Annotated in this window: 28 protein-coding genes; 6 read left to right on the forward strand and 22 right to left on the reverse strand. The window is 39.5% G+C overall.

Features of this window, described 5'->3' with window-relative positions; genetic code table 11:
- The first annotated feature begins 829 nt into the window (after positions 1 to 829).
- Together V6C71_03860 and V6C71_03865 are read left to right on the forward strand one after the other, a co-directional pair.
- Positions 830 to 1,870 (forward strand): hypothetical protein, encoded by a 1,041-nt coding sequence (locus V6C71_03860; GenBank protein ID HEY9767628.1) that lies wholly within the window; start codon positions 830 to 832, stop codon positions 1,868 to 1,870.
- An 87-nt stretch (positions 1,871 to 1,957) separates the two neighbouring features.
- Entirely contained in the window at positions 1,958 to 2,836 is an 879-nt protein-coding gene (locus tag V6C71_03865; GenBank protein HEY9767629.1) for a hypothetical protein, read from the forward strand.
- An 81-nt stretch (positions 2,837 to 2,917) separates the two neighbouring features.
- Here the strand turns inward: V6C71_03865 and V6C71_03870 are convergent, their stop codons facing one another.
- Together V6C71_03870 and V6C71_03875 are read right to left on the reverse strand one after the other, a co-directional pair.
- Positions 2,918 to 4,048 (reverse strand): class I SAM-dependent methyltransferase, encoded by a 1,131-nt coding sequence (locus V6C71_03870; GenBank protein HEY9767630.1) that lies wholly within the window; start codon positions 4,046 to 4,048, stop codon positions 2,918 to 2,920.
- Positions 4,049 to 4,173: 125 nt separating this feature from the next.
- Positions 4,174 to 4,974: a hypothetical protein gene (locus V6C71_03875; protein HEY9767631.1), complete on the reverse strand. Its 801-nt coding sequence runs from the start codon at positions 4,972 to 4,974 to the stop codon at positions 4,174 to 4,176.
- Between the two features lie 622 nt (positions 4,975 to 5,596).
- On the opposite strand from V6C71_03875, the gene V6C71_03880 reads away from it, so the two are divergent.
- Complete coding sequence (locus V6C71_03880; protein HEY9767632.1) at positions 5,597 to 6,142, forward strand: THUMP domain-containing protein; 546 nt, start codon at positions 5,597 to 5,599, stop codon at positions 6,140 to 6,142.
- 200 nt (positions 6,143 to 6,342) lie between these two features.
- Entirely contained in the window at positions 6,343 to 9,369 is a 3,027-nt protein-coding gene (locus V6C71_03885; GenBank protein HEY9767633.1) for a CBS domain-containing protein, read from the forward strand.
- Between the two features lie 53 nt (positions 9,370 to 9,422).
- On the opposite strand, the gene V6C71_03890 is transcribed toward V6C71_03885, so the two are convergent.
- Positions 9,423 to 10,004 carry a transposase gene (locus V6C71_03890; protein ID HEY9767634.1) on the reverse strand — a complete coding sequence of 194 codons (582 nt, stop codon included), beginning with the start codon at positions 10,002 to 10,004 and terminating at the stop codon, positions 9,423 to 9,425.
- Between the two features lie 20 nt (positions 10,005 to 10,024).
- On the reverse strand, positions 10,025 to 10,441 hold the full coding sequence (locus V6C71_03895) for a hypothetical protein (protein HEY9767635.1): 417 nt from the start codon (positions 10,439 to 10,441) through the stop codon (positions 10,025 to 10,027).
- 194 nt (positions 10,442 to 10,635) lie between these two features.
- Between V6C71_03895 and tnpA the strand changes: the two genes are divergently transcribed.
- Positions 10,636 to 11,034, forward strand: a complete 399-nt coding sequence (tnpA, locus tag V6C71_03900; GenBank protein ID HEY9767636.1) for an IS200/IS605 family transposase — start codon at positions 10,636 to 10,638, stop codon at positions 11,032 to 11,034.
- A 12-nt stretch (positions 11,035 to 11,046) separates the two neighbouring features.
- On the opposite strand, the gene V6C71_03905 is transcribed toward tnpA, so the two are convergent.
- From V6C71_03905 to V6C71_03990, 18 genes are all read right to left on the reverse strand, one after another.
- Entirely contained in the window at positions 11,047 to 11,400 is a 354-nt protein-coding gene (locus V6C71_03905; GenBank protein ID HEY9767637.1) for a hypothetical protein, read from the reverse strand.
- A gap of 35 nt (positions 11,401 to 11,435) precedes the next feature.
- Positions 11,436 to 11,891, reverse strand: coding sequence for a hypothetical protein (locus V6C71_03910; protein HEY9767638.1), 456 nt, complete (start codon positions 11,889 to 11,891; stop codon positions 11,436 to 11,438).
- Between the two features lie 24 nt (positions 11,892 to 11,915).
- On the reverse strand, positions 11,916 to 12,473 hold the full coding sequence (locus tag V6C71_03915; protein HEY9767639.1) for a universal stress protein: 558 nt from the start codon (positions 12,471 to 12,473) through the stop codon (positions 11,916 to 11,918).
- A 67-nt stretch (positions 12,474 to 12,540) separates the two neighbouring features.
- Positions 12,541 to 14,088, reverse strand: coding sequence for an NAD(P)/FAD-dependent oxidoreductase (locus V6C71_03920; protein HEY9767640.1), 1,548 nt, complete (start codon positions 14,086 to 14,088; stop codon positions 12,541 to 12,543).
- Between the two features lie 160 nt (positions 14,089 to 14,248).
- Positions 14,249 to 14,761 (reverse strand): pentapeptide repeat-containing protein, encoded by a 513-nt coding sequence (locus tag V6C71_03925; GenBank protein HEY9767641.1) that lies wholly within the window; start codon positions 14,759 to 14,761, stop codon positions 14,249 to 14,251.
- Between the two features lie 108 nt (positions 14,762 to 14,869).
- Positions 14,870 to 15,091 carry a DUF4327 family protein gene (locus V6C71_03930; GenBank protein ID HEY9767642.1) on the reverse strand — a complete coding sequence of 74 codons (222 nt, stop codon included), beginning with the start codon at positions 15,089 to 15,091 and terminating at the stop codon, positions 14,870 to 14,872.
- Between the two features lie 79 nt (positions 15,092 to 15,170).
- Positions 15,171 to 15,536 carry an STAS/SEC14 domain-containing protein gene (locus V6C71_03935; GenBank protein HEY9767643.1) on the reverse strand — a complete coding sequence of 122 codons (366 nt, stop codon included), beginning with the start codon at positions 15,534 to 15,536 and terminating at the stop codon, positions 15,171 to 15,173.
- Between the two features lie 43 nt (positions 15,537 to 15,579).
- Complete coding sequence (locus tag V6C71_03940; protein ID HEY9767644.1) at positions 15,580 to 16,128, reverse strand: universal stress protein; 549 nt, start codon at positions 16,126 to 16,128, stop codon at positions 15,580 to 15,582.
- Positions 16,129 to 16,291: 163 nt separating this feature from the next.
- The gene (locus V6C71_03945) at positions 16,292 to 16,882 is read right to left on the reverse strand and encodes a universal stress protein (GenBank protein ID HEY9767645.1); all 591 of its coding nucleotides are present in this window, start codon (positions 16,880 to 16,882) and stop codon (positions 16,292 to 16,294) included.
- A gap of 415 nt (positions 16,883 to 17,297) precedes the next feature.
- Positions 17,298 to 17,792, reverse strand: a complete 495-nt coding sequence (locus V6C71_03950) for a CBS domain-containing protein (protein ID HEY9767646.1) — start codon at positions 17,790 to 17,792, stop codon at positions 17,298 to 17,300.
- Positions 17,749 to 18,012, reverse strand: coding sequence for a hypothetical protein (locus V6C71_03955; GenBank protein ID HEY9767647.1), 264 nt, complete (start codon positions 18,010 to 18,012; stop codon positions 17,749 to 17,751). Before V6C71_03955 ends, V6C71_03950 begins: the two co-directional genes overlap by 44 nt.
- 18 nt (positions 18,013 to 18,030) lie before the next feature.
- Complete coding sequence (locus V6C71_03960) at positions 18,031 to 18,213, reverse strand: DUF4278 domain-containing protein (GenBank protein HEY9767648.1); 183 nt, start codon at positions 18,211 to 18,213, stop codon at positions 18,031 to 18,033.
- Positions 18,214 to 18,774: 561 nt separating this feature from the next.
- Positions 18,775 to 19,308: a universal stress protein gene (locus tag V6C71_03965; GenBank protein HEY9767649.1), complete on the reverse strand. Its 534-nt coding sequence runs from the start codon at positions 19,306 to 19,308 to the stop codon at positions 18,775 to 18,777.
- 1,173 nt (positions 19,309 to 20,481) lie between these two features.
- Positions 20,482 to 20,829, reverse strand: a complete 348-nt coding sequence (locus V6C71_03970) for a DUF6492 family protein (GenBank protein HEY9767650.1) — start codon at positions 20,827 to 20,829, stop codon at positions 20,482 to 20,484.
- A gap of 45 nt (positions 20,830 to 20,874) precedes the next feature.
- A complete protein-coding gene (locus tag V6C71_03975) occupies positions 20,875 to 21,363 on the reverse strand; it encodes a DUF6492 family protein (GenBank protein HEY9767651.1) in 489 nt (162 codons plus the stop codon).
- Positions 21,364 to 21,772: 409 nt separating this feature from the next.
- Positions 21,773 to 22,735 carry a CHAD domain-containing protein gene (locus tag V6C71_03980; protein HEY9767652.1) on the reverse strand — a complete coding sequence of 321 codons (963 nt, stop codon included), beginning with the start codon at positions 22,733 to 22,735 and terminating at the stop codon, positions 21,773 to 21,775.
- A gap of 13 nt (positions 22,736 to 22,748) precedes the next feature.
- The gene (locus V6C71_03985; protein ID HEY9767653.1) at positions 22,749 to 22,910 is read right to left on the reverse strand and encodes a hypothetical protein; all 162 of its coding nucleotides are present in this window, start codon (positions 22,908 to 22,910) and stop codon (positions 22,749 to 22,751) included.
- Positions 22,911 to 24,057: 1,147 nt separating this feature from the next.
- Entirely contained in the window at positions 24,058 to 24,723 is a 666-nt protein-coding gene (locus V6C71_03990; protein ID HEY9767654.1) for a protein-L-isoaspartate(D-aspartate) O-methyltransferase, read from the reverse strand.
- A gap of 187 nt (positions 24,724 to 24,910) precedes the next feature.
- Here V6C71_03990 and hpt point away from each other — a divergent pair, with 187 nt between their 5' ends.
- Positions 24,911 to 25,480: a hypoxanthine phosphoribosyltransferase gene (hpt, locus tag V6C71_03995; protein ID HEY9767655.1), complete on the forward strand. Its 570-nt coding sequence runs from the start codon at positions 24,911 to 24,913 to the stop codon at positions 25,478 to 25,480.
- Positions 25,481 to 25,640 lie beyond the last annotated feature (160 nt).

Consider the following 25,640-nt stretch of genomic DNA (forward strand, 5'->3'; position numbering starts at 1 on the left):
CTTATCCGTGATAGACTAGCTTCTTACAAAAGTTGCTCATGGGGCGGCGGCTTTTGAGTAAGAATCTTCTTACTCAACCTCGACAGTTCCTATAACGGGGGGAACCCCCGCAACGGACTGTCTCGCAAAACGCGCCTTGCTTGCACCGCTTAGTTTGGTGGAAACCCCCAAGACCGCACTTTTGCCCTAAAGGATATGCCAATCACGGATTCACGGATAAACCGCACTCCGCCCTTCGGTCTCGAAGCTTCTTGAAGCAGTCCTAAAGGATACACCTTCGGATATCGCTATACTTGGGCAAAGCCCAAGACCGCCCTAAAGGATTAGCTCCTTACGTCGCGTCCGCTGCTCCGCTTATCATGCACGGACTAACTTCGTGTCGCGCTTCGCGTCGTCCTTTAGGACAGCCCCTCACGATCTGCGCGTACGCGCTGCGCTATTAGCCCTTCGCGTCCTCTGCGTCGTCCGTTCAGGGACGCAACTGTCTCACTTTTAGCTTTTTTAACTTGAGGACAAACAGCATCTTTACCCTCACAAGTTCCTCAGACTTTTGAACTAACTTCAAAGTGAACTCAAAACAATATCGTTACACAACTATTGAGCTATTGAGCTATTGAGCGTTGAGAAAAATAAATTATGGTGATGCGATTGGGCTCCGCCCACGGACGCGCCTCCAGGCGAGATGCGAAGCGAATCCTTTAGGGCTAATCCTTTAGGGCTCCGCGATCGCGGCATAAATAGCAGCACAAGCGTTCCTAATAACTTGCGTTTATTTGGATTATCAACAAGAACTAATCGACTATGACTAATTTGACCTAGGAGAAATACAATGTCCAGACTAACATTTGACGCTATAAAAATTCTAGAAGATGATTTTCCTGTAGCTGAATCGACAGCAGAAAAACTTAAATTTTTACTTAACTATGCAGTATTAGCACCATCGGGACACAATACTCAGCCTTGGATATTTAAAATAGTTGATGATGTTGTTGAACTATATGCTGACAAAACTCGCGCTTTACTTGTAGCCGATCCAAATTATCGTGAACAAATTATAAGTTGTGGAGCAACTTTGTTTTATCTCCGCATTGCCATGCGCCACTTCGGTCATAGAGACGTAGTAGAAATTCTTCCCGAACATCTCAATCCTAATTTGTTAGCGCGTATTCGCTTAGGGAGCAAAAGAATTGTCCAAGTCGAAGAAAACTTTTTGTTTTGGGCAATTTCCCAAAGATGTACTAATCGTCGTCCTTTAGAAAATTGTCGGCTTCCTACATCTTTAATCTCAGAACTAAAATCAGCTACTAGTTCAGAAGGGGATTGGCTACAGATCTCGACACAGGTTATTCCTGAAGCTAGTCGTGAAGAAATCGTTAACTTAATTGCTCAAGGCGATCGCCTGCAAATGTCTAATCCGCTATTTCGCCAGGAATTAGCTCGCTGGATTCACTCTAGCAGAACTTCCCGTCATAATGGTCTAACCCCAGAAGCCCAAGGAATCAATCCCAGATTAGAGGCGATCGCGCCTTTAATTTCGGCTATCCGCTCGTTCAATCTAGGTAAATCTCAGGCTAATAAAGACCGAAAATTGGTAGAAACTGCACCTGTGTTAATTTTAATCAGCAGCAATGGCGACACTCCCCAAGACTGGTTAGCTACTGGGGAAGCTCTAGCACATTTACTATTAAGAGCCAGGGTTGACGATGTTTGGGCATCTTTGTTGAATCAACCAATTGAAATTCCCCAATTGCGATCGCGCCTACAGACCTTATTTCCCGAAAATGGCTACCCGCAAATTCTCCTCCGCTTAGGATATGCCAAAGACACCAAACCTACTCCGAGAAGAGCTGTCGATGAAGTGATGTTATGAAGTCAGGCTAGGGACAATATCTTCACAGACGCTACTTAACCCGCGAATCGCCCCTACTGATTACTAATCAGATTAAAGGAGAACAAAATGAATTGGCGAAAAATTCGAGCTTTAATCTTAGCGTTTTTAGCAGCTTTCTTATTGATTTTAGTGACTGGAGTTGCGAGCGCAAAAAGTGAAGCCGATCTTCAGATTTTTAAGATGGGCAATAACGTTATAGTTCCCGCTGGACAAGTAATGACCGATGTAGTGGCTATTGGTGGCGATGTTACCATTCTCAATCAGGGACGAGTTACCAACGATGCAGTGGCTATTGGTGGCGACGTGATTCTCAAGACCAATGCTAGTGTTGGTGGGGATGCGGTTGCTATTGGCGGACAAATTATCAAAGAATCAGGTGCGTTAGTTGGGGGTAACGAAGTAGTCGCGTTTAGTAACGCCAAAGTGTTATTAGATCGCTTCGGCTTATTTGGCACTATTTATTTAACCAATGTCTTATTTTTTCTCGTCTCTTTAATGGTCATCTTTGCTTTTGGTGTATTCTTGCTTTTACTACTTCCCGAGCGGATTAAAAGCATCACTGCAACTATGCACCAACATCCGTTTGAAAGTGGAATATGGGGTCTGGTTAGTATTGTGGCGATTACGCTATTTACCTCCCTATTTAGCGGTAGCGTATTTGGGTTTTTGCTTATTCCCATCGTTAATTTAGCCTTTTTTGTCGCTGGATTACTAGGTGCGATCGCAACTGGTTTATGGATCGGTAAAAAAGTTTTGCCTCGTAAAGAAAACGCTTTTATTCCTTTCTTGGTAGGAATGTTAATTCTAGCCGTAATTGGTCTGATTCCCATTGCAGGACGATTAATTATTCTAATGCTTAATCTCTTTGGCTTGGGTGCAGTTTTGCGATCGCGAGTTGGTACGATACAGCCAGCAACTATTCAAAAACAACGCGATCGCACTTGATGGTTCAACGCAACCATTAGGAGGATAATGAGCGATAATAACTGGTAGGGACATGAAAAGATTATGCCCCCCAGATTAAATTTAGGAATGAACCATTAAATATTGTCCATTTCCCAGAAAATTGCCCTGACCTGCTTCAAAATAAGCAATACACCATAAAAGATATAGTCTCCACATCCGTCTAAATCTAGAATAGTCCATGCCAAAATCTAAGGTTTTAATTACATCTTGGTTATCATCAAAGTTTTTTAACCAAGTGCGTAAAGTTTGCGCATAATTCATACCATTGATGTACCATGTGTCGATTGTTTTAAGATCTTGATTACAATTAGGAATAAAGTCATAATGCCAAACTCGTGCATAGGGAAATATATATTTCTGAATAAAAGGAGGCCAGAAATTATGACTTAAGCTGGAGCTTATAATATGAATAAAAACTTTGCCTTCAGGCTTTAACAAAGAAGCAACTTTGGCCAAAGATTTGGTCAAGTTACCAATATGTTCAAACGCACCCAAGGTAATAACTTTGTCAAATTTATGAGTAAAAACAACATCATTAAAATCTGCTTCACAAAGAGTAAATCGTTCTGAACTCAAAGGACTATTCTGGGTTCTAATTTGTTTACGAATATATTCGCATTGCCCATGGCTCAAATTCAAACCAGTTACCTTGACATTGGGGAATTTTTGCAAAATATAATTAGCAGCAGAACCCCAACCACAACCAATATCTAGTATTTCGTCTCCATCGACAATCTGCGCTTTTTCGAGCAGGTCATCTAGCATAGCAATTTGGGCTGCTTCTAAGTTTGTGGCTCCTTGTTCCCATAGTGCCATGGTATATTTAGGATACATTACATCACTTTCACCCAGCATCAACTTGAACATTGTTTCTGGTTGATTGTATTGAATATCCATCAATTCCTGTGAACTTTCAGCAAGGAGATCGCTTTCTTTGGTAACCCAATCATAAGCAATCATTAAAGAAGAAAGATTTTTATAGAAAAATGCCGTGGTATTGGTCAATAATTTTAGACACAATGCATCAGGTATTTTTAAGCCATTAATATAGCTTTCAGCAAACAGCAGCTGTATTCCATTAATCGGTTTTACCATTAAAGGCTTATATTGCTTGCTAACAGAGTTTTGCTGAAGATTTTGAGCATTAACCGCTTGAGAGTCTAGCTGTTTAATATTGTTTGTAGAAGTCATAGTTTGATTTTCTCTCCAAAGTATTTGCCTGAATTTAAACTGAAAGCTTGGATTGTTTATTTGTGAGGCGAATAACAATTCTTCAAAACACATTTAAGAATGCTCTAAGCATCTGCTGTTTCTAGTTACTGCTCAACAGAAGATTGCTCGGGACAATTTCGACAGGAATGACCATACCAAGCTCTTTCTTCTTGAGCAGTTGTATACTTAGATGCTAATAATTCGGTAACATCTTCCATAGTTCCATCAGCTGCTACCCAACCATTGTCAACATCAGGAAAGTCTAGCTGACAATTTTCACATTTTTTCTCAGAATAAAAGCGAATTGGACACCAAAATGACTCGACATTACGTAACATTTCTGTGGCTAATGACCATACTCCAGTCATCCAATCACAATACAAACACCAAATTAAATCGTAGCCGATTAATCCTTCAAACTTTTGTCGCGAAACATTTACCCAGTCTTTGGAGTTATATCGAGGTAGTTTCACTAACTTAGTTAAAGGAGGATAAACAATTACTTCAGTAAAACGAACTACCCAAAATAAAGGAATAGCTAAGGCAGTAATCCACATCGCTGCATGATTTTGCCATTTGCCGACTATATTACTCATTTGACGATGAATTTTAGCTCGCTCGCTTTGCTCTCGATGAGTCAATTCATGGCCAATTATCCATAACCATAAAGCAGTTAATTCGGCTAATAGTGCAATTCCCAAACCTTGCCATCCTAATGCAAGCATACCAATGGTGAGTGGCATCAACATGAAATAGGCTAATGCCAAATCTATACCTGGTGCATAGCAAAACCAATCAGCAATTTTCTTTCCTCCTGAACCTAAGCGTGGAACTAAGTGCAGAAAACTTGCTCCGACAATCAATAATCCAACTAAATAACCATAAAGTAATATGAGTTGATTCATCGAAATATTCTCCTTTGATTTGGTGTTGAGAATCTGGAAATCGTAATGTACTTAATTAATCTCGATCGGGCTCAAAGTCCATATATCACTAGATTTGACCATAGATTCAGCGATTGTTTGCTGGTTAAGCCAATAGCTTTTAAAATATTTTTGATCGACTCTTATTTTTAATGAGCGATCGCCTTTGTATGTTAGTGTTGCTTTGTATTTTTAGTAGTTGACAATTCTGCCTTTGATTAACTTGTCATTAATAGTCATTAATTATTGAGTTTATTAACTAAGGACACGTGGCAGTTATTTAACAACAATGCTAATACTAATAACCAATTATGAGAAAACTGTGAAGATAGATAGTAATAAAGATTTTTATAGTTTTATTAGGCTAAAAACCTTATGAAGTCTAACTTGCAGCATTTTAGCCTGGACGTGCTGGTAGGTTGTCTTGAGCTGTAACTGTGTTTGCCCATCTATTAACTAGCTTTTGCTTCACAAGTTTCTCAAGTTTTAAAATTAAGTTGAAAATGAAGATGAAATGAAAATAAGTTTAGTGCAGGAGATTTGTCTTCAAAAGAAGCGATCGCAGCTTGAGCAAAACACAAATCAAGATTGAAGGAGGAGCAAGATGCTTAACTGGAATGTAGTGGTTACCCTAGACGAACATAGCTTCAGTCAAGCTTATTTGCTACTAGAAGAATTGGGAACAGTCTATCAAAGCGACTTTGAAAATGTTTTGCTGATGAAGGTCGAAAGTATTCCTCTATTTCTAGAAACTTTTAATAATAAACTAATAAAAGAGCCTAGTCTGGCTAAACTTGTATCTCGAATAGTGCCTGTCACTGCAACTTTTTCTTTTCAATCATCAGCAGAATTTGAAATCAAAGCTAAAGAAATAGTCTTAAACTGGTTACCTACCTTAGCAGGTAAAAAATTCTCGGTTCGGATGCACCGTCGAGGTTTCAAGGGTCTTATTTCCAGTGACTACGAAGCAGGTTTTCTCGATCGAATTATCCTGGAAGAACTGCAAACATTGGGCAATCCAGGACAGATCGACTTGGAAGACCCCGATGCAATAGTAGCTGTAGAAACTGTATCGCAACAGGCTGGACTCTCCTGCTGGATTCGCCAGGATTGGCAAAACTATCCTTGGTTAAGACTGAACCAACCTTGATGCTCTTTCTTATCCAACAAATTAGACGCAGTTACTTGTATTGTTGGTTTTAAGCAATATTTCGCAATATATGTTCACGCTTGATTCAAGTTTTCATACATATAATATAAGTATTTATAACTAAATAAACAATAGTTGTAAATAAGAAATCATCGATATTTATACTTTAATGGCAATAACCTAGTAGGCATAGCATAGTCATGCAGCAGAATAACTCAATCTCCTGGGAACAAGCAATCGAAAAAGAACTACTAGCTGTATCTCCTGAAATCCTACTAGAAGACGCGATCGCCTTAATGAGCCAAAATTGGACCAAAAGTTGTTTATTAACAGTTGAAGAGCGCATTGGTGAATCTGATTTTCTCACCCCAGTCGATCGCAGTTGTGTTTTAGCGATCGCTAATTCTCAAATACAGGGTATTTTGACCGAGCAAGCTTTGACTCGTTTAATTGCCTCGGGAAAAAACATCAAAGGTATTACTCTAGGCGAGGTGATGAGCCGAGATGTGATTACTTTAACTTCTACGGGTTCACAAGATATTTTTACGTTACTAAATTTATTTCGTCGATATCCAATTCATCATTTACCAATCGTCGATCAAAACCATTGCTTGCTAGGGTTAGTTACACAAAGTAGTTTGCGTCGAGCATTGCGATCGGTTGATTTATTGAAATTCCGCACGGTTAAAGAAGTAATGTCTAGAGCAATCCACGCATTACCAGACGCTTCGGTGTTGTCAGTGGCTCAATTGATGAGTGATTATCAGGTAAGCAGCATACCGATCGTGGAAACTAATGATTTGCTCATCCCCTTGGGGATTATTACCGCAACAGATATAGTTCAGTTTAAATTACTAGAGTTGAATTTGGCAGAGATTCCAGCACGGGTAGTCATGAGTACTCCTTTGTTTCTCGCCCAGCCTGATGACTCTCTTTGGGAGGTGCATCAGCAAATGAATCAATATCTCGTGCGACGCATAGTAGTAACTAGTGAACAAGGAGAACTACTGGGCATTGTTACCCAAGGTGGTTTATTACGAGCAATTAAGCTTAGCGATCTGCATGGTTCTTGGTCAATATTACAAAGTCGTAATCTTGAGCTGGCAAGTCAAGTTGAGTTACAGGCAAAGGAATTAAAAGATCGAGAGCAAAAAGAGCAGGTAGTAGCAGAAATTGCCTTACGAATTAGGCAGTCTCTAGATTTAAAATTGATCCTCCAAACCACTGTAGATGAAGTAAGACAGTTGATCGAGGCAGATCGGGTATTAATTTATCGTTTTGAACCAGACTGGATTGGTATTGTCAGCACCGAAGCAGTTAGTCAGCCTCAATGGTCGATTTTAGCTCGATTGATTAAAGACGCTTGTTTTGAACCAGCATGGATCGAACCTTATCAACAGGGACATATTTTTGCCGTAGCCGATATTCATCAAGCTAACTTGAGTCCATGTCATGTTGAATTTTTGGAAAATCTTCAGGTACAAGCCAATGTTGCCATACCAATTTTATTAACCGAGTCCAATGCTGAGGCAGATCGCCTCTGGGGATTATTAATTGTCCATCAGTGTTCTAACATTCGTCATTGGCAGGAGTCGGAACTAGAGCTACTCCAGCGTTTAGCTACTCAAGTTGCGATCGCCATCCAGCAAGGAGAACTGTATCAGCAAGCAAAAATTGAAGTCGAACAACGTCAGCAAGCAGAACAAAAGTTAAGAGAACGAGAAACACAACTAAGAACAGCCCTTGATGCGGCTGCCCTGGGGACATGGATTTGGGATATGACTACTAATAAGGTAATTTTATCCGAACGCTCCCAAGCAATTTTAGGTTTTACTCCTGGAGAATTTCCTGGCACTCTAGATGCAGTTTTAGAGCTGATCCATCCTGAAGATCGTAGCAATATCCATGAACAAACTACCAGGGCGATTAAGTCGGGCGAACTTTACGAAATTGAAACTCGCATTAGTCTAGCCAATAAACAAGAGCGCTGGCTGACAGCTAGAGGTCATGCTTTGCTTGACGCTCAAGGGCTGGCGACGCAGATGAATGGTGTTCTTGCCGATATTACAGAGAAAAAACTTTTAGAAGAACAGTCTCGTCGTCACCAAAGATTAGAAAGCCTTGGCTCTTTAGCTGGTGGTGTGGCTCACGATCTAAATAACATTCTGACGCCAATTTTGATGAGCGTGCAGCTTTTGCCTGTTACCCTACCTCAAATCGATCCTCGCTCTCGAGAGTTGATTCAAATGCTGGAAAACAACGTCCAACGTGGTTCGGCTTTAGTGCAGCAGGTATTATCCTTTACCAGAGGTATTGAGTCAAAGCAAGGTGTTGTGCAGGTTAAACACTTAATTAGAGATATACGCCAGATTGCCAAGGAAACTTTTCCCAAGTCAATTGAAATTCAGACCAATGTACCATCTAACTTATGGACTGTTCGGGGAGATGCTACACAAATTCATCAAATTTTACTCAATTTGGTAATTAACGCTAGAGATGCCATGCCTGATGGAGGACTATTAAATATCGTTGCGGCTAACTTATTACTTGATGAGACATCTGTTCGAGAATATCCTCAAGCCAAAGCAGGCTCTTATATAGCAATTTCAATTAGCGATACGGGATTAGGTATTGCACCTGACAATATAGAGCAGATTTTTCAACCATTTTTTACGACTAAAACAGAAGAGGGTGGTACGGGTTTAGGATTAGCAACGGTAATTAATATCATTCGCAATCATGGCGGCTTTATTAATGTGGTAAGTCAGATCGAACAAGGAACTCAGTTTGATGTGTTTATACCCGCGATTAAGATGGCTGAATCAGACTTGACTGAGAGTGGAACTATTCCTAAGGGCAAAGGAGAATTAATTTTAGTGGTAGATGATGAAGCGACAATTCGCGAAATCACCAAAGCCTCTTTGGAAACTCACAACTATCGAGTCATTACCGCCAATGATGGTATCGAAGCCGTTGCCGCTTACGTCAAAAATCAAGCTGAGGTTGCCGTAGTATTAATGAATATGATGATGCCTGCTATGGATGGCACGACTGCTATTCGCACCCTGCAAAAAATCAATCCCGATGCCAAGATTATTGCCGTTAGCGGGCGCAATTTTACTAGCCAAATATTTAGCGATCGCAATCTAAATATTAGCAGTTTTTTAGCTAAACCCTATACTACCAACGCTTTATTACAAAGAATTAGGGATGTGGTTAGTAGTTAGTAATATCTCTATTTGACCCACTCCCACGGCTATAAGCCGATGGGATTCGGGGTTCAGACAGCAATTGCAGTTTGAAACTGACTGACATCGCCTAACCCCAAGGTTGAAGCCCCAACCTTTTGAATTACTCGGCTAGCGTTTCTATCGCGTCCGTGTTTAGTAGAGCAACTCGGACAAACCCAATAACGCTCGTTTAAACCAATGTTATCAATTACAAAATTACACTCCGAGCAGGTTTTGGTAGAAGGATACCAACGGTCGATATAACTGACTGTCTTGCCTTTTTTAGTTGCTACCCAATCTAATATCTTTAGAAATTCGCTCATAGCTAAGTCGCCGATCTTACGACCCCATAGTCGCTGCATTGCTTTTAGATTGAGCGTCTCAAAGAACAAATAATCAAATTTGTCTGTTAACTTATGGGCAAACTTCCAGAACCAGTCTGAACGACGGTTAACTACTTTTTCGTGTACTTTAACTAGGTCTTGTCTAGCTTTTTCTCTAGACTTAGAACCTCGTTTTTTGGTGGAATGATTGCGACTAGCTAACTTCAGCTGTCTCAAAGATTGCTTGAGAAACAATGGCGATTTAATTTCTGTGCTGTCGGAGCAACTTAGAAAAACCTTTAATCGCAGCGCATTCGCGCAGAGCGTCGCTAGACGCGACTTGGGGCGATAGCCCCTGCATCAAAACCCGCGCTGTTACCCGTCATGATTGTTAATACTCGGTCTATAAAGTCTGTCACTACAAACAAAAATAATTCTCCTAGTGGATTACGTTTAACAGTGACAGTTTTAATGTTTCCTTCAATTTCTCGGCTTTTCCAGAATTTGTAGATTCGCTTATTTATTTTTAATCGGTTGCCATCTAAAAACTTATAACCAGCTTGCTTTAGCGTGAAAGATTTATACTTGATTCTTTTTCTAAAATTTGGCGGTTTTACTCCTTTCTTATGGTGCTTGAAGAATAGCTGGTACGCCCTATCTATCCGCTGCACGATATCTTGTACGGCTTGAGAGCCTACCAATTGCCAGTACTCATTTTTATTTCTGAGCTTGGCTATATGCTTCATTAACTTATTCTTGCTCAAGTGCTTGCCAAATAAGCTGTAGTAGCTTCTATGCAAAGCAATGCAGTGGTTAAATATATTCCCCGCTGCATTTATCGTGCGTATAAGATGCCTGTTTCGCTTATGTTGGTAGAGCTTGAATTTATAAGTCTTCATGTGTCTATTGTACAATATTATAGACACCAATTAAATACGACATGGGACAAGAATATCGTCATAAAAATACTTCAGTCACATTAATCAACTACCACTTTGTCTGGTGTCCGAGAAGACGCAGAAAAGTATTGAAAGGATTAATCGAACAGCGACTAAAAGTTTTGATACACGAAGCTTGTCAAGACAGCGACTTAATTGTAGTAGCTTTAGAAGTGATGCCCGACCACGTTCATGCTTTCCTCAATTGTCCGCCTACAATTTCACCGTCTCAAGTGATGCACAAAGTCAAAGGCTATACTGCTAGATATTTGCGACAAGAATTTACCGAGCTGCTAAAAATGCCCTCAATGTGGACTAGGAGCTATTTCTGTTCGACCGCTGGGAACGTCTCATCGGCTACGGTCGAAAGATATATTGCTCAACAAAAAACTCGTGGATAGACCATCCCACGCCTAAAGGACGCTTCGCTCGTGGGCTTTCATTTGCTGTAATTCATATTGAGAATTATCCAACTCAAAATTAGGAAGCTGTCGAGAGCGATTCATTTGTTCGATTAATTTTGGATCTATCTGAAGTAAATCATTGCTGCGATAGCGTTCTGGATGAGTAAATAGCTCTATTTCTCGTTCAAAATCTTCTCTACCCGCCTGGAAAAATCGATCGGATTGGGTTGGTGTAAATAATCCATCGATCACATCAAAATAAACTTGTGCTTTTGCCGTAGTAATAGCAGCAAGCATGACCGCGATCGCCAATAATAAAGAATTGAAGCAGTTAAAAACGAAACCTGAAGTGTTAGTTTTCATTTTGCCCTCCCTTAAACAGGATAGCTGAACTACTTTTATTGTAGAAAATATTTATTTGTAGCGCTTCTTTGCATCCATTGATAGGCAACAATATTTAAAAGAATGCCAATGACAAGTAATAGCACCATCAGGACAATTTGATACCAAGCAATAGGATCGACGATTAAATCGGCAACCAAATGAATAAAATTTAGAGTTGTGTATACCAACGTCAACCCAAAATGCAACCTTCGATAGCGTTTAAAACTATAAACAGCCGTAGTCATAATCGCTAGCATAGGGATGTTAAAAAAGCATAACATTCCCCACAAAATAGGCTTTATCTCTGCCATATTTGCCGTTTCTTGATGACGATGAGCCATCATCGCCACATCGATACCATGAAACAAAGGCATCAAAGCTAATTGAGTATGAAATAGTATTCCCAAAAGAAACACCGTCCACAAAGCAATGATTTTTTCTTGATAGTTCAGAGAATTGATTCTTGCCATTTCAAAACCTCCAATGATTGACCACTAAATTTCAGCCACATCCAGTAATTCGTTGGCTGGCGAGGTTTTATTGCCTTGAACTACCATAACCGAACAGGGGGCATGATGAATCACGTAATTGCTAACGCTGCCTAAGAGTATTTCTGATATGTTTCGATGTCCTCTACGACCAATAACAATTAAATCTGCACCCCATTCCTTGGCGCGATCGCCGATGCCCAAATTACAGTTGCCTATCCGACATTCATATTTATAAGCAAGATTTTTACGTTTTTGAGCTTTTTTGGTCAGAGTTTCCAGCCAGTCTTGACTAGTTTCGACTTCTTTTTGCAGGCGCTGACGACTCCAATCATAGCTAGTCGTTGCTAGAGGAAGATCTTGTCCGATAGGCTGAGCGCCCGATAGATTAATATCGTATAAAGTACCAAAACCAATCCAAGGAGATACATCCTGCATCTGCCAATCAATGAAATGCAGCAGCAATACTTCACTCGTTTTTGGTTGAGCTACAGATAAAGCAAAATCTAAAACTGACGCTGCTTCTAGAGAAAGATCTAACGCTACTAAAATTTTTTTAAACATATTAATTTTCTTTTGATGTTAGAAGTTACGCAACGCGAAGCTGCATTTAATTAGCCAGAATTTGCGATTAACGACTAACCACTAACTGAGAACTGCGAATTGATTCACCTGTTAACAATTCCGTTACATCCATGCCATTGCCAATTACGCCTGGAACGCTAGGGTAACCAGCAGTCGCACCTACTAGAAATAGATTAGCTAATTCGGTTTTATAACCCAGACGATTTAAACCAATTTGTTGAGGAATCAGTTTAGCACCATACATATTACCTTCAGGCTGTCCGAGATAAAATTCACTAGTAGTTGGTGTACCATAAATTTTCAGCCGAATATGCCGATCTAGATCGGGAATTAGATCGCGAACGCTGTTCATTAATTCTTGATACACGGCTCGTTTTTGAGCTTTATAGGCTGGTAAATCTGTTTGGTGGAGTTTTTTGAATGGTTCATAAGGACAGACGGTAGTAATTTCTAAAACATGATTCCCCTCAGGTGCCATTCCTGGTTGATTAGACTTTAATGTGGGACAAGATAAGAAGATCCAAGGATGTGACAAATTTGCTCGAAGCTGCTGTTGATAAGCTTGATTCAGATTGCCGTCGGGATAGTACCAGATATTCCAGTTGCCGATACCGTAGTCATGAGGATCGAATTGTGAATCAAGACCAAGATAAATATTAAACGCACTAGCAGAGTATTCGTAATCAGTCAGGCGATGATGTTCCTGTTTGCTTAAAGCTAGAGAATTATGCATCAATTTGACCGTTAGTTTGGGATCGAGATCACTGATATAAGCGTTGTCTGCTTGATAGGTTTCGCTTCCTGCGGTTACGCTTACTACTTGATGATTTTCAACTTCAATGTGCTGTACTGGAGTAGAAAATTTAACTATCCCACCGCCTTCGATGATGACAGAGACAATACTATCAACTAAGTGTTTAAAATGATGCTGAGGATAATAAGCACCCTCTGAATAGTCCCAAACCAGAGATGTATGGGTGATTAAAGCAATTTCTGCGGGTGGTAAACCATAATCGCCACTTTGTCCTGCTAATAGTGCCTGTAGCTTGGGTGATAATCCTGTGTGATCGTAAAGATCTTGTAGCGTCCAGTTTCGTCTGGTAAATAGATGCCAATATTTCGGCAAAGATAACCAATCAGACCAATCTAAATCATACCAACGAACCTGTTGAGTTAACTGTCTTAGTTCTCGATGTAGCTGCTTGATTTCGTCACAGTAAAGATTAATCCCCCTGGTTTCTTCGGGAAAAGTTGCTATGAGGCGAGCGCGTAATTTTTCCCAATTTAGAGGGATTCGAAAATCAACCTCTGGAGTAATCACCCTATCGATACAGTCTGGATCGAGGGAATTAAATGGAACATCACGATCGATATAGTTCAAAAATTGTTTGACTGCTTGTCCGTCACCACCTTGATAAATATAGTGAACATCGGCACAGAAACTATAGTCACCATAGCTAAAAGTATGGCAACAACCTCCAGGTAGATAGTGCTGTTCTAATACCGCTACTCGATATCCCTGGCGAGTCAAACAAGCTGCTGCTGAAAGCCCTCCCAGCCCTGCACCCAAAATTACATAATCAAAATTTCTCATTTTTTTTTCCCTGTAATGACATCTGCTTTGCTCAAGTAGTCAGTAGCAAGTAAGATATTGTCAGGTTTTCAAATCAAACCAAAGCTAGACTTATTACTCATTATTTGCTCCGCTTATCCGTGATAGACTCATTACTCGCTACTCCTGAAGCCCACGCCTACTAACAATCATCATTTCTCATGCTTCCATCGGGCATAATCGTCCTACAAAACTTAGCACCACTCAAATTTGCACCCTCAAGGTTGGCATTATTTAAATTAGCTTTTCGTAAATTTGCCCATACTAAATGAGCGCGTTCTAAATTGGCTTGACTCAAATTAGCTCCATGCAAATTGGCATGATTGAGAGTAGTATTGCTTAAGTTGGCTTTTTCTAAATTCGCCTCAATTAAACTAGCCCTATATAAATGTGCTTGCTGTAGATTTGCAGCATAAAGCAGCGCTTGGTTCAAAAAAGCGCGGTCAAGGTTAGCTTTAGTCAAAATAGCTCGATTAAGATAAGCATTGCTAAGATTGATATCTGCCAACTGCGCTTTATGTAGACATACATTTAATAATTGCGATCGCGAAAAATCTCTTTGACCCGATTTATATGCTGCTTTGATTTTCTTGGCTGTCATTGAAGTCTGTTTTCCAGATTGGAGTTCATTTAGGACTACTAACACTTGCGCCATGAGTTTTAACCTCACTAATTAACACTATTTGGACAAGTTTTATATTTCTATATTTTGCTTTTCTTACCTAGATTGAAAAATAACTTAGTTGAATAATATTGTTGCCTCCTAATCTTCTGACCATACATCTTTGGCTAAAAGATCGCAGATATGATCTCGCAATAGATAATCATTTCTTTCCAACTCACATTCAAGGCAAATCCATTCTCTTGGTGGAATAAACTGACAAAGAACATAGATTGGCTGGTGGCAATTGACTTTGCCTGTTTCAACCAGCTGGCGAGCTTCATCTTTAATTTCACCGATAGAATAACCGACTTTGGCAAGCATTATGTACCTCACTGGTTAATTCGAGCTTAAATTGAAGATAGTATTAAAGCTTGAAGAACTTGTGAGGATTTTTTCAGAACTAACGACTAACCCATTGCAAAGCTTTGTCTGTTTCATCGAAAGTAAAGTGTTTGACTTCAACCCCTGAAAATAAGCTATTGCCCACGGCTGCTAAACCTTCTAGCCATCGGCAATCGCTCACAATCGCTTCTTTGTCAAAATCTTGAAAGTGCTGTAAGCTAAATTTGACGTCTTGAATCAAAGCTCCTAAAGACATTCCCGACCAATTATTATGTACTTCAACATAGATCCTCAACTTCTCTCCCTGCTTTAACCTGGTTTCGATCGATTTAGCGATGCGTTCCATATCTTCGGCATTAATCCAGCCATCAATGTCTAGAGCAACTATCCGATCTGGTTGGTGAGGAATAAGTTTGATACTCATAAGTAATTCTCCTGGTTTTTAGTACGCTATATTTAGGCATAAATTAGGCATAAACTGTCGCTTTAAGATTTTCAGTTGCAGTTGATTCTTTGGCAACAGGAGTTTGAACCAATAATACTGAGCAGGGAGCATGATGAACGACATAGTTACTGACACTACCTAGAAGCATTTCTTGGAACCCTGAATGTCCCCGTCTACCAATGACAACCAGATCGGCATGACAAGATTGAGCGAAATCGCAGATCGTCGAACTAGGAACGCCAGTAATTTGACTAAACTCAATTTGCACCCCAGATGCCAGGGCTTTTTTGCTGTAAAATCGCAGTAATTCTTGGCCTTTTTGGCTAAATACCTTCCATTCTAGAGCAGCTACTTCGTTGACTCGGCGCATTATTGGGGGCGTGACATGAAGACAGCGATCTTTGGGTTGCACAAAGTAAGAAGAACTTATCGGACTGCCTGATTCTTCGGCGGACAATACGTGGAGTAAGATTAGGTTGGCTGAGACAGCTTTGGCTAAAGCTAGGGCTTGGTCGAATACTTGTCGACTCACTGCTGAACGGTCAATTGCGACTAATATTCGAGTCAACATTTTATTACTCCTTTTGGTTTTTAGTGGTTAATTTGGCTGTTATACTATTGAGCAAAATTAATCAGATATTTAGTCGTGGATCGATCCGTCTGAGATCTTGCTGTATAAGAGTCCCCGTGCATGATTTGCGTCGCGAAGCGAGTCCCAAAGGATGCCGCTAGACTTATTGCACTCTTTTGATATTTATCTCTTCAACTAATGCGCGAGAATTGATATTAACTGTAAGTTCTTGCTGATTAACGGTTTTTTCGGCTTCAGCAAATGTTTGCTCTGGTTGAGAATCTATGCCAGAACGGACGATGAAGACTGAACAGGGTGCATGATGGGTTACGTAATTACTGACGCTGCCCAGGAACATTTCTTTTAAGCCTTTTAGTCCACGACTACCGACTACAATTAGATCGGCTGACCAATTGTTGGCGAGTTCGCAAATCATTTGTCCTGTATTTCCACTCAATTGAGTATATTCTGTGTCTACTCCCGCTGCTGTGGCTTCTTGAGTTAGGTTATGGAGCAAATTTAACCCTCGTTGTCTATACTCTGCCAATTGTTTTTGATATGCGTCGTATTCATGGTTGTCCACGATTGGATAATAGGTATAGGTGGGTAATATGGGATAGTCCGCTTCCGTGTTGGACATGACATGAAGCAGCATTAAGGTAGCGCCAGTAGTTTGGGCTAAAGATACTGCTGCGTCAAAGATAGGTATATTGTTTTCCGCATTTGCTACTGCTACTAAAATTTTGTTAATCATTAGAAATACCTCTTTTAATCAAGTCACTGAGGAGTCGGGAGTTAGGTTTGAATTAAATTGGTCTGAGATATTGAAGCCTTATAGCACTCCAAGCAAAGATTAAGACACGTCGCTCAAAAGCTAATAGCTCGTTTTATAACTAACGTCCTAATCTATAGTTCACTGGCTATAGTTGTTGCCCGCGCGATCGCAGGGTGCGTAAAATCTTCGACCTCATTGCTTATCTAACTTCGACCTCATTGCTTAGATAGGATTAGTAATATTTAAAGGTTAATAGTTCAGTTGTAAATAATTAATTTGAGGAACTTGTGAGGATATTTAGTAGCTTTTAGCGCTATCTTATGACAATAGTTGGTTTATCTTAACTACGTAGGTTCTAGTTTAAGCTAATAGCTATTAGCTTTTAGCTAATTTCTCAACCACTACACCAATTGTCGTATTCTCCTTCCCAATCCACAATTTCCCATTCTTTTTCTATTGATTGATCTAGGGGCAATTCGGATGTTCGCTCAGAGATAAATTTGGCTTTGTTTGAAGTTAAGCAATTGGTTTTGGTGATGATGTCGGTTATGGAGACAACGCCAAGTAGTTTGTCTTTGATTACAGGCGCAATGCGAATTTTAGCTTGAGCAAATAAGTTAGCAATGTGTTCTACAGCCAAGTCGGGGTTGACCACAATACAGGGTTTGGTCATAATTTGGCAAACATAAGTTGTGGCTGGATCTTGGGCATTGGCGATCGCCTGTGAAATGTCCGTTGCCGTGACGATGCCATAAGCATCTTGCTCTGAGGCGCGATCAACAATTAAAGTCTTGACATGTTGCTGCTTCATGACTTTAGCAGCTTGGGTAATCGTCGCTAAACTATCAATAGTGACGACGTTGCGAGTCATAATATCTGCTGCTTTCATGGGTGTCTCTTGCGCCTATTTCTTGTCTGTAAGTTAGTAATTCAGACCAATATTCGTCAAAAAGATTACTTTTTATGTTTCTAACTCTTTGGTCAATAGATGCCTCTATAGAATCATCGTCAGCGACTGCCGGGAAAGCTAATTTTTGGGCAAAGGACTCTTCGTAATCGGCTTTTGGCAATATCATGTAATCATTTTTGGTTTGAATATTTGACCACATTTTACTTAACTCAATTATTTATTTGCTATAGTGAATGCCACGATACACTAATTCAGTATGACGTGGGGGAAGACGGTGCTGCTCTCTCATGCGATGTATTTTCCAAGGCACACCGCGATATTTACCACCTACCTCACCTTCAACTACTTGCCATTCAACATAAGGATCCTGATAATCTTGACCGTGAAAATGTAGTTTCATAATTACTTTCCTCCGAATTCAATAGATAAGCAAGAGCTTAGTAATCTCGTTGATACAGAGCGAAAAAAAGACTTTCTTGATTCTCTCTATACTTCAAGATAGATAAATAAATTGAAGAAATTGTGAGGAAGTAGCAGTGACTGTGCTTTTGGGTTGAGTAGAATACACAAGTTTAATCTGAAAAGCTAAGAGCTAATAGCTAAAAAGCGAAGCAGCGCGGTGGACAGGTTCACGGTCAAGCCCGTGCATGATTCCCGTGCATGGTATATCCGTAGGTGTCTATAGCGGATACACCTTCGGATAAGCGCCTGGGGGCGCGTCCCGCACCAACGCCCTGGCATAAAGCGATATGCGAAGCGGTGACGCGACGTAAGGAGGACGCGACGTAAGGAGCTAATCATGCACGGGCTAATCCTTTAGGAATCCTTTAGGACTGCTTCAAGAACTAATCAATCAACAACGTAGTCTATCAAGCCAGGAAAACTGCTTGTATATTAAGCTAATTGCCGATTTAAAACTATCAGAAAAATTTTTAAATGATATCATCCGATGATGATCGCTTCAAGGGTTAAAAGAAGCTAACTGTGTTGCTTGTTGAGATGACTCAGAATTTAGCTTGGCAGTTTCGCGCAGCACTAAAACCGAGCATGGGGCATGGTGGGTTACATAATTACTCACGCTGCCCAGAAATATTTCCTTGACACCAGTTAGACCTCTACTACCGATTACAATTAGATCTGCTGACCATGTTTTAGCCAAGTCACAAATAGTACGTCGAGGATCTCCAAAGTCTTGAGTAAATTCAGCATTGACTCCTGTTGTTGCTGCTTCTTTGACAAGCGATCGCAGTGTTTCTAATCTTCTTTGTTTAAATTTTTCCCATTGTTCTTGATAAATTGTCCAAAGAGAGTCATTCATCGGTTCGGATTTAAAACCAGAATAGATAAAGGGATTAGGATAATTATTGGGCTCGGGTGAAATAATGTGTAACAACATCAATTTAGCTCCAGTTGATTGTGCCAGAGATAAAGCGGTGTTGAAGGCACTGTTATTTATTTCTGAAAGATCTATTGCCACTAATATTTTGTCAAACATAAGCTAGATTCCACATTTTAAGCTTTAATCCGCGATCGCTAAAATTATCAACGCCCATGATCTAAGAAGTTTCCATTCTTTAATCAAATTTTGAGCAGTCCATTGTCGCCCACACAAAGCATATCTTCAAATAAACGATCCATTTGCTTTCTCATGGTGCTCAGTTCATGAAATAGTTGCCATTTGCTGAGTGTCATAATTAACCTCTATGTTTGTCTATTTGATAGCTTTGCAGCTTTGACTTTAAACTATAAAAATATTTTGAAGATATTGTGAAGGTTAGTGGACTAGTATCGCTACGCCGAAGTCAGCCCTAAAGTACGACGCGGAGGACGCGAAGCTTATACTAAAGCCCGTGCATGATTCACGGATAAACCGCACTCCGCCCTTCGGTCACATTTGCCCTAAAGGATTCCCTTCGGTCTCGAAGCTTATCATGCACGGACTCGCTTCGCGTCCTAAAGGATTCCCGTGCATGGTATATCCGTAGGTGTATCCTTTAGGACACCTTCGGATAAGCTAGCGCGTCACGCGAAGCTAAGGCGCGTTTTGGGTCAGAAGATTCTGTCCCAAAAGCCGCCGCTAGTCATGCACGGGCTAGTCTATTACGGATTCCTAAAGGATTAGCCCGTGCATGATTAGCCCGTGCATGATTAGCTCCTTACGTCGCGTCCTCCTTACGTCGCCTCACCGTTTCGCATATCCTTTAGGGCATAAAGTCAGAAGTCAGAAGTATTTAATTGCCGGGCTTCTGGGATTTACTAATGGTAGATTTATTTACGCCCACGTCTATTAGTTGTTAGTGGTTTATTTGTTATACATCTCTCAAAAGTAATAAGAGACTTAGTATTAGCACTTCTAGGCTAAAATGCTGGGCTGATTCCCCGAAGCTTGGCGAGCGACCCCCTAAAGGGTGAGGGGGCCCAAATTAATTTTCAATACCCAACTAATTAATCTGGATGCGCTCTTTTGGTTGGGTTTTACGCTTTGTTCTACCCAACTAAGCCTTTTAATTGTTGGGTTTCGTACCTCAACCCCTACAACGTTTTTTTATCTTTCTAGCTAGTTGTTAATGGTTTATTTGTTAGTAGAATGTTCCTACTCCGATAAACCATTTAACATTGATTTCTACATAGTTTAGGTTAAGAGTCGGCGTTACACCATCTTCCGCGATTATTTAATAAATGATGCGTAATTATCAACAGACATTTTTGATTTTGCAGAAATCATTACCGCAAAGTATTCAGGGGGAATATTTTGAAACAAGTTTTCCAACTCATCCTTAGATAACGCTTTTGTACCCCAGTAGTCGTGAGAAACTTTTTGCGAATCGAAATAATGCCCAGAGTTTTCTTTCAGAACTTGCTCCACAAAGACACCATAAAAAGTATATTCGGAAAAATACCAGCAGTTTGGAATAGATTCAATCCAAGATTTATCAGTCAATTGCTCGACGTATTCGTGCAGCTGTAAAACAGTATCTCGTTTCCAGGTAATAAAGTTACCTATATAATTGGTCACAAAATCTTGGTTGCTAAAACCCACAAATGGAGGCAAGTCTAATAATCAATGTGCTGTATTAGACCATTTATATTGATCTGAAATTCCTTCTGATTGCCACTCTGATACAGGAACAGTCTCTCTAAACAGCCTGACTTTTCCATCTTTAACAAATTGATTATGATCGAAAGGACGAATAAAAGTAACGTCAGAATCAACAAAAATGAAAACATCTTGCTGAATCCAGTTAGCAATTTCTAATTTAACAATTTGCTGAATCAACCAGTTTCGGATGGGTAGCGTTTTCATGCTAAACCAACCATTTTGCAGCAAAGGAATTTTTTGAATCCACCAAGGAAGAACAGATTCAACCGTTAAAACCGTTCTATTTGAAGCTTCAAGTTGTTGAAACAATTTATAATCTTTTCGGTCTACGATTATATAGTGATGTATTGGAAAACAAGCAAATTTGTCAATGCTTTCAGCTAAGAGGCGGCATCTTTCAAAGTCTGGCTTAAAACTAGGAGTAATTATGCAGAATTTTAGTGGCGTCATAAAAAAGTAATCTAAAATACATGAAAAGGTTGATGTTTTTTGACGGATTTTAAGATACCTGATAATAACACAAACAATATTTTGTTTGATTAAATCTGTATAAATTTTTAGTCAGTAAATATAAATTAGGCGTTACTAGTTTTAGTCTTGTTAAATTTTTATTTTACAACTATACTACATAAAGCAAAATAATAATGTGCATAATGATTATGTTCGTAGCTAATAGCTATTAGCGATTACTATTGTACTAACATTGTGCATTGCTAACGAAAAGATTAACGCAACCATGACTTACTGGCATAGCAAAATTGTAGCGTCAGTATGCACCATGCAGGGTATAACCACGATCGCGGTAAAGCTAAGAGAAACATCACGAAGATCATAGGGCGAACAGCCCTTACTGCTGACTCTATAAAGGTTGTTGTATTGCTTGCCTGAGTTCCATGCGGGTTTTATCTTCGAGAAATTGTTGTTGTAAAATTTGCCATTCCAACCATTTTTGAGATCGAGCTTGGCGAAGTATTTCTGCTAGTTCGGGCATTTGCTCAGCGATCGCCGATTGGAAAATTTTTTCCAGTACTTGCCTTAAAACATAACAATCTTGGATGTGACCGAGAACTTCTTGAATCTTTTCTATTTGCTCAAGATAGTAACCATAAGTCTCATCATAGAATTGAGAAAATAACTCTAGGTTATAGCGAGTTCTTTTTGCTTCTTTACGCAGATCGTGCAGAATAGATTCTTCTCGTTCTAATAGTTGCTCAACTGCTTCAACGTTCGACATCTCAGGCAATTGAATTTGACCATTTTCTAGTTCTACTCCTACTAGCCAACCAGGATGCAGTAATAGTTGACTAATCTGGGGTAAAAGTAAATCTGGCAACGCGGGATAAATAGACAAGTTACTTATTGACTTATATTGTGGCTGTTTTAGCCAATTTTGTAGTCCTTGTTGAAGATTGAGATAAAGTTTGCTGTTGAGAGTTTTGCGAACCTGTTTGAGTGCTTCTTTACGTTGCTTCTTCAGGGATTTTAAAACCTTATCTAAGCTCTTTTGTTCGGCTGTTGTTAATAGCGGTCGATAATCATCTTTTAAAATAGCCAACAAAACATCTAAATCTCGCAAATTTCCCAAGGAATGACCGATTTTAGCAATATTTTTGTCCGTTACTGTCTTGGGTAAATCCAAAGCAACTGCAAAACCAGAGATTGCGCTACGTAAGCGTCGCATTCCAACTCGCATTTGATGTAGGTCTTCTGGATCTTGATCTTGAAGTACTCCAGCTTCATATTTAAATGTTTTACGGGTGTGTTTGGCGATCGCTATATTTGCCCATTCTTTTAAAGTAACCGCGTTATTTTTGTCGCTCATTTCTAATATTCGTCTATTCCTCAGGCGTAAAGTTGCTCTTGTCTAAAGATTCTTGCTTAGATTGCTTAAGCTGTTTCCAAAACTTTTTGATTTCATCGTAAGTATCTTTGCAGCTCATTTTACCATTAGCTTCTAAACCGCAGAAATAAGATACTTTTTGGGCAAACTGTTGCAAATTGGCATTGAAAGCCAGATTTCCTGGGGTAAATTCACCTCGATATTTACCAATGGGATATAAAAAGTTTTCTTTGGCGGCTTTGTCTTTACTGAACTTGTTAAATTCTTCTGTAATTGTTTGTTCTTCACCCTAAATTAACTATAGACAAATAACTTCTTTACTACCAAAATGTTAAGCTCTCAACATCCAAGTGCAGCAATTTTTCTAGTACCTAAGTCGATCTTGGAGCGAAAACTTACAAAAGTTATGATTAGTAAATATAACTGAAAATTCGAGCAAAACTACTTAACTCAAACTCTACACTTAACAGATGTGGCGGTTTTACTGTTGCGGGTAGTTGGACTATCGAGTTTAATTTTTGCTTAAATGCTTGCTAAAAATAATTAGGCGAAATATGAGCTTTTAACAACAACGCTCAAGCTATAATCACCAAGAGATTTCCTTTTATTAATTAGTTTAAACTAGAGCTTTACTGTTTAATATTACAGTAAATTAACTCCCTTATTTCTATTTAAGGAAATATTAGTTTTTTAGTTGAGCGCTATTGTTATTGAACGAGACAGATATAAAATAAAACAGATTTTTTACTCTCCTTAATTCAATGTGGATAAACCTGCTATTTCTGTCAGGGAAGCCTTTTGAACTTCAATTATTAATATATCATTGTTAAAGTTTGAAAATAGAATATGATACATAAATTTACTTGGAAACTAGATTTTAAACCTAAGTTTTTAGACAACTTATAAGATTACTAAAAAAGTGTCTTCTAAAGGATATGCCCGTGCATGATTCCCTAAAGTACTAGCCCGTGCATGATTCCCTAAAGGATACCGCTTCGCGTCCTAAAGGATTCCCGTGCATGGTATATCCGTAGGTGTATCCGCTATAGACACCTTCGGATAAGCTAGCGCGTCACACGTAGTTAGTCCTAAAGGATATGCCCGTGCATGATTCACGCATAAACCGCACTCCGCCCTTCGGTCTCGAAGCTTATCCTTTAGGGCATATCGCACAGATAAACGCACTCTATAGCGGATGATTTATCTGTTTACCGACTAATTCTTGGTTTTGCTCGCTCGATGATAGTTAAGCTCGCTAAATTTGACTATTTATCTCTCCAGCTAATGCGCGAAAATTGGTATGATTATTGAGAAAATTTTCTTTTCATCGGTACAAAATAAACAGGAATAGTTCTCTCTTCAATTATCTTGTCCTCTGTTTTGCTCAGCACCAATATTTCCTGATGCCACGTACCTACAGGAATAACCATCTTAGCGTTTAGTGCCAATTGGTCGAGCGGGTTTTGAGGTACGTATTCTGGAGCAGCAGTCACAATGATTGCATCGTAGGGAGCGTGTTCTATCCAGCCTTGATATCCATCATCAGTTTTTACTTCAATGTTATCGTAACCTAATTGACTAAGGGTTTGACGAGCTTTTTGAGCTAATTCGGGAATAAGTTCGATGGAATAGACTTGTTTAGCTATCTCTCCTAGTATTGCTGCTTGATATCCACAGCCAGTTCCAATTTCTAGCACTGTATCTTCAGGAGAAATTTGGGCAACTTCGGTCATGTATGCAACGATATAAGGTTGAGAAATAGTCTGATTATAACCAATCGATAAAGGGCGATCGCCATAAGCTAAATCCCTGTACGATGAGTCAACAAATTGGTGGCGCGGCACTTTAGACATCGCGGCTAAGACTCGTTTATCTTTAATGTTGCGATCGCGAATTTGATATTGCACCATTTGCTGACGCTGAAGCTCAAGCAAAGAAGGCTCACCATGGATAAATTCGTCATTCGTCATGATTTTTACCTCCGTATTTTGAGTATTTGAGTAATTATCTGGAAACTGTGGCAATCTGGAGCTGTTAAACCTGTAGAATTAATGCAATCTTTAATCAATTTACACTTATAATTTTAGATCGATAATCTGAGAAAGTTGTGGCAGTCTAGTAGCCGTTTGCAACTAACTATTTTTGTTTGTACTTGCCATGAATAGCAATTTGATTAATTTAATATCTCAAGCAGAAATTGCCAATGCTGTCAGGCGGTTGGGACTTGAACTAGAGAGAGATTATCAAGATCGCTCATTAGTGTTGATCGGTATTCTTAAAGGCTCTTTTATTTTTCTTGCCGATTTAGCGAGAGAGATTAATCTGACTGACACTAATATAGAATTTCTGCGATTGTCTAGTTACGGATCGTCAATGGTAAGTTCTGGTAGAGCAAAAATAACCATGAGTCCATCACCAAAAGCGATCGCTGGTAAAAATGTTGTTTTAGTCGAAGATATTGTTGATACTGGCATCACCACGAATACGGCACTGCAATATTTACAAAACTTTCAGCCTGCTTCTTTAAGATTGTGCGCCTTATTGGATAAACCCTCACGTCGCCAAGTATCAGTCAAGATTGATTATTTAGGTTTTAAGGTAGAAGATTTGTTTATTGTGGGTTATGGGATTGACTTCAATCAAAAATACCGACAGCTGCCCGATATTTATTATTTAGAAGAACATCCAAGCAATAACTTAGAGAGTCCGAACAACCCTATCGATTGAGAAGTATCGGTCAATCATTAACTTTAATTCAAGCTTAAAGCTTATAGCCTAGAACTATTAATATCGTTCTGAAATATACTAATACTGTTAACGTTCTGAATTTAATCAAATACAAGTAGCTAAAATTACTGGCTGAGGAATTTGATTTTAAGATCGATAT

This window comes from Coleofasciculaceae cyanobacterium (genome assembly GCA_036703275.1).
In the GTDB taxonomy this organism is placed as follows: domain Bacteria; phylum Cyanobacteriota; class Cyanobacteriia; order Cyanobacteriales; family Xenococcaceae; genus Waterburya.

What these genes read in the sequence shown, in the direction of transcription:
- V6C71_03860 (HEY9767628.1), top strand. Translation starts at nt 830, where the DNA reads ATGTCCAGACTAACATTTGACGCTATAAAAATTCTAGAAGATGATTTT.
- V6C71_03865 (HEY9767629.1), top strand. Translation starts at nt 1,958, where the DNA reads ATGAATTGGCGAAAAATTCGAGCTTTAATCTTAGCGTTTTTAGCAGCT.
- V6C71_03870 (HEY9767630.1), bottom strand. Translation starts at nt 4,048, where the DNA reads ATGACTTCTACAAACAATATTAAACAGCTAGACTCTCAAGCGGTTAAT.
- V6C71_03875 (HEY9767631.1), bottom strand. Translation starts at nt 4,974, where the DNA reads ATGAATCAACTCATATTACTTTATGGTTATTTAGTTGGATTATTGATT.
- V6C71_03880 (HEY9767632.1), top strand. Translation starts at nt 5,597, where the DNA reads ATGCTTAACTGGAATGTAGTGGTTACCCTAGACGAACATAGCTTCAGT.
- V6C71_03885 (HEY9767633.1), top strand. Translation starts at nt 6,343, where the DNA reads ATGCAGCAGAATAACTCAATCTCCTGGGAACAAGCAATCGAAAAAGAA.
- V6C71_03895 (HEY9767635.1), bottom strand. Translation starts at nt 10,441, where the DNA reads ATGAAGCATATAGCCAAGCTCAGAAATAAAAATGAGTACTGGCAATTG.
- tnpA (HEY9767636.1), top strand. Translation starts at nt 10,636, where the DNA reads ATGGGACAAGAATATCGTCATAAAAATACTTCAGTCACATTAATCAAC.
- V6C71_03905 (HEY9767637.1), bottom strand. Translation starts at nt 11,400, where the DNA reads ATGAAAACTAACACTTCAGGTTTCGTTTTTAACTGCTTCAATTCTTTA.
- V6C71_03910 (HEY9767638.1), bottom strand. Translation starts at nt 11,891, where the DNA reads ATGGCAAGAATCAATTCTCTGAACTATCAAGAAAAAATCATTGCTTTG.
- V6C71_03915 (HEY9767639.1), bottom strand. Translation starts at nt 12,473, where the DNA reads ATGTTTAAAAAAATTTTAGTAGCGTTAGATCTTTCTCTAGAAGCAGCG.
- V6C71_03920 (HEY9767640.1), bottom strand. Translation starts at nt 14,088, where the DNA reads ATGAGAAATTTTGATTATGTAATTTTGGGTGCAGGGCTGGGAGGGCTT.
- V6C71_03925 (HEY9767641.1), bottom strand. Translation starts at nt 14,761, where the DNA reads ATGGCGCAAGTGTTAGTAGTCCTAAATGAACTCCAATCTGGAAAACAG.
- V6C71_03930 (HEY9767642.1), bottom strand. Translation starts at nt 15,091, where the DNA reads ATGCTTGCCAAAGTCGGTTATTCTATCGGTGAAATTAAAGATGAAGCT.
- V6C71_03935 (HEY9767643.1), bottom strand. Translation starts at nt 15,536, where the DNA reads ATGAGTATCAAACTTATTCCTCACCAACCAGATCGGATAGTTGCTCTA.
- V6C71_03940 (HEY9767644.1), bottom strand. Translation starts at nt 16,128, where the DNA reads ATGTTGACTCGAATATTAGTCGCAATTGACCGTTCAGCAGTGAGTCGA.
- V6C71_03945 (HEY9767645.1), bottom strand. Translation starts at nt 16,882, where the DNA reads ATGATTAACAAAATTTTAGTAGCAGTAGCAAATGCGGAAAACAATATA.
- V6C71_03950 (HEY9767646.1), bottom strand. Translation starts at nt 17,792, where the DNA reads ATGAAAGCAGCAGATATTATGACTCGCAACGTCGTCACTATTGATAGT.
- V6C71_03955 (HEY9767647.1), bottom strand. Translation starts at nt 18,012, where the DNA reads ATGTGGTCAAATATTCAAACCAAAAATGATTACATGATATTGCCAAAA.
- V6C71_03960 (HEY9767648.1), bottom strand. Translation starts at nt 18,213, where the DNA reads ATGAAACTACATTTTCACGGTCAAGATTATCAGGATCCTTATGTTGAA.
- V6C71_03965 (HEY9767649.1), bottom strand. Translation starts at nt 19,308, where the DNA reads ATGTTTGACAAAATATTAGTGGCAATAGATCTTTCAGAAATAAATAAC.
- V6C71_03975 (HEY9767651.1), bottom strand. Translation starts at nt 21,363, where the DNA reads ATGACGCCACTAAAATTCTGCATAATTACTCCTAGTTTTAAGCCAGAC.
- V6C71_03980 (HEY9767652.1), bottom strand. Translation starts at nt 22,735, where the DNA reads ATGAGCGACAAAAATAACGCGGTTACTTTAAAAGAATGGGCAAATATA.
- V6C71_03990 (HEY9767654.1), bottom strand. Translation starts at nt 24,723, where the DNA reads ATGACGAATGACGAATTTATCCATGGTGAGCCTTCTTTGCTTGAGCTT.
- hpt (HEY9767655.1), top strand. Translation starts at nt 24,911, where the DNA reads ATGAATAGCAATTTGATTAATTTAATATCTCAAGCAGAAATTGCCAAT.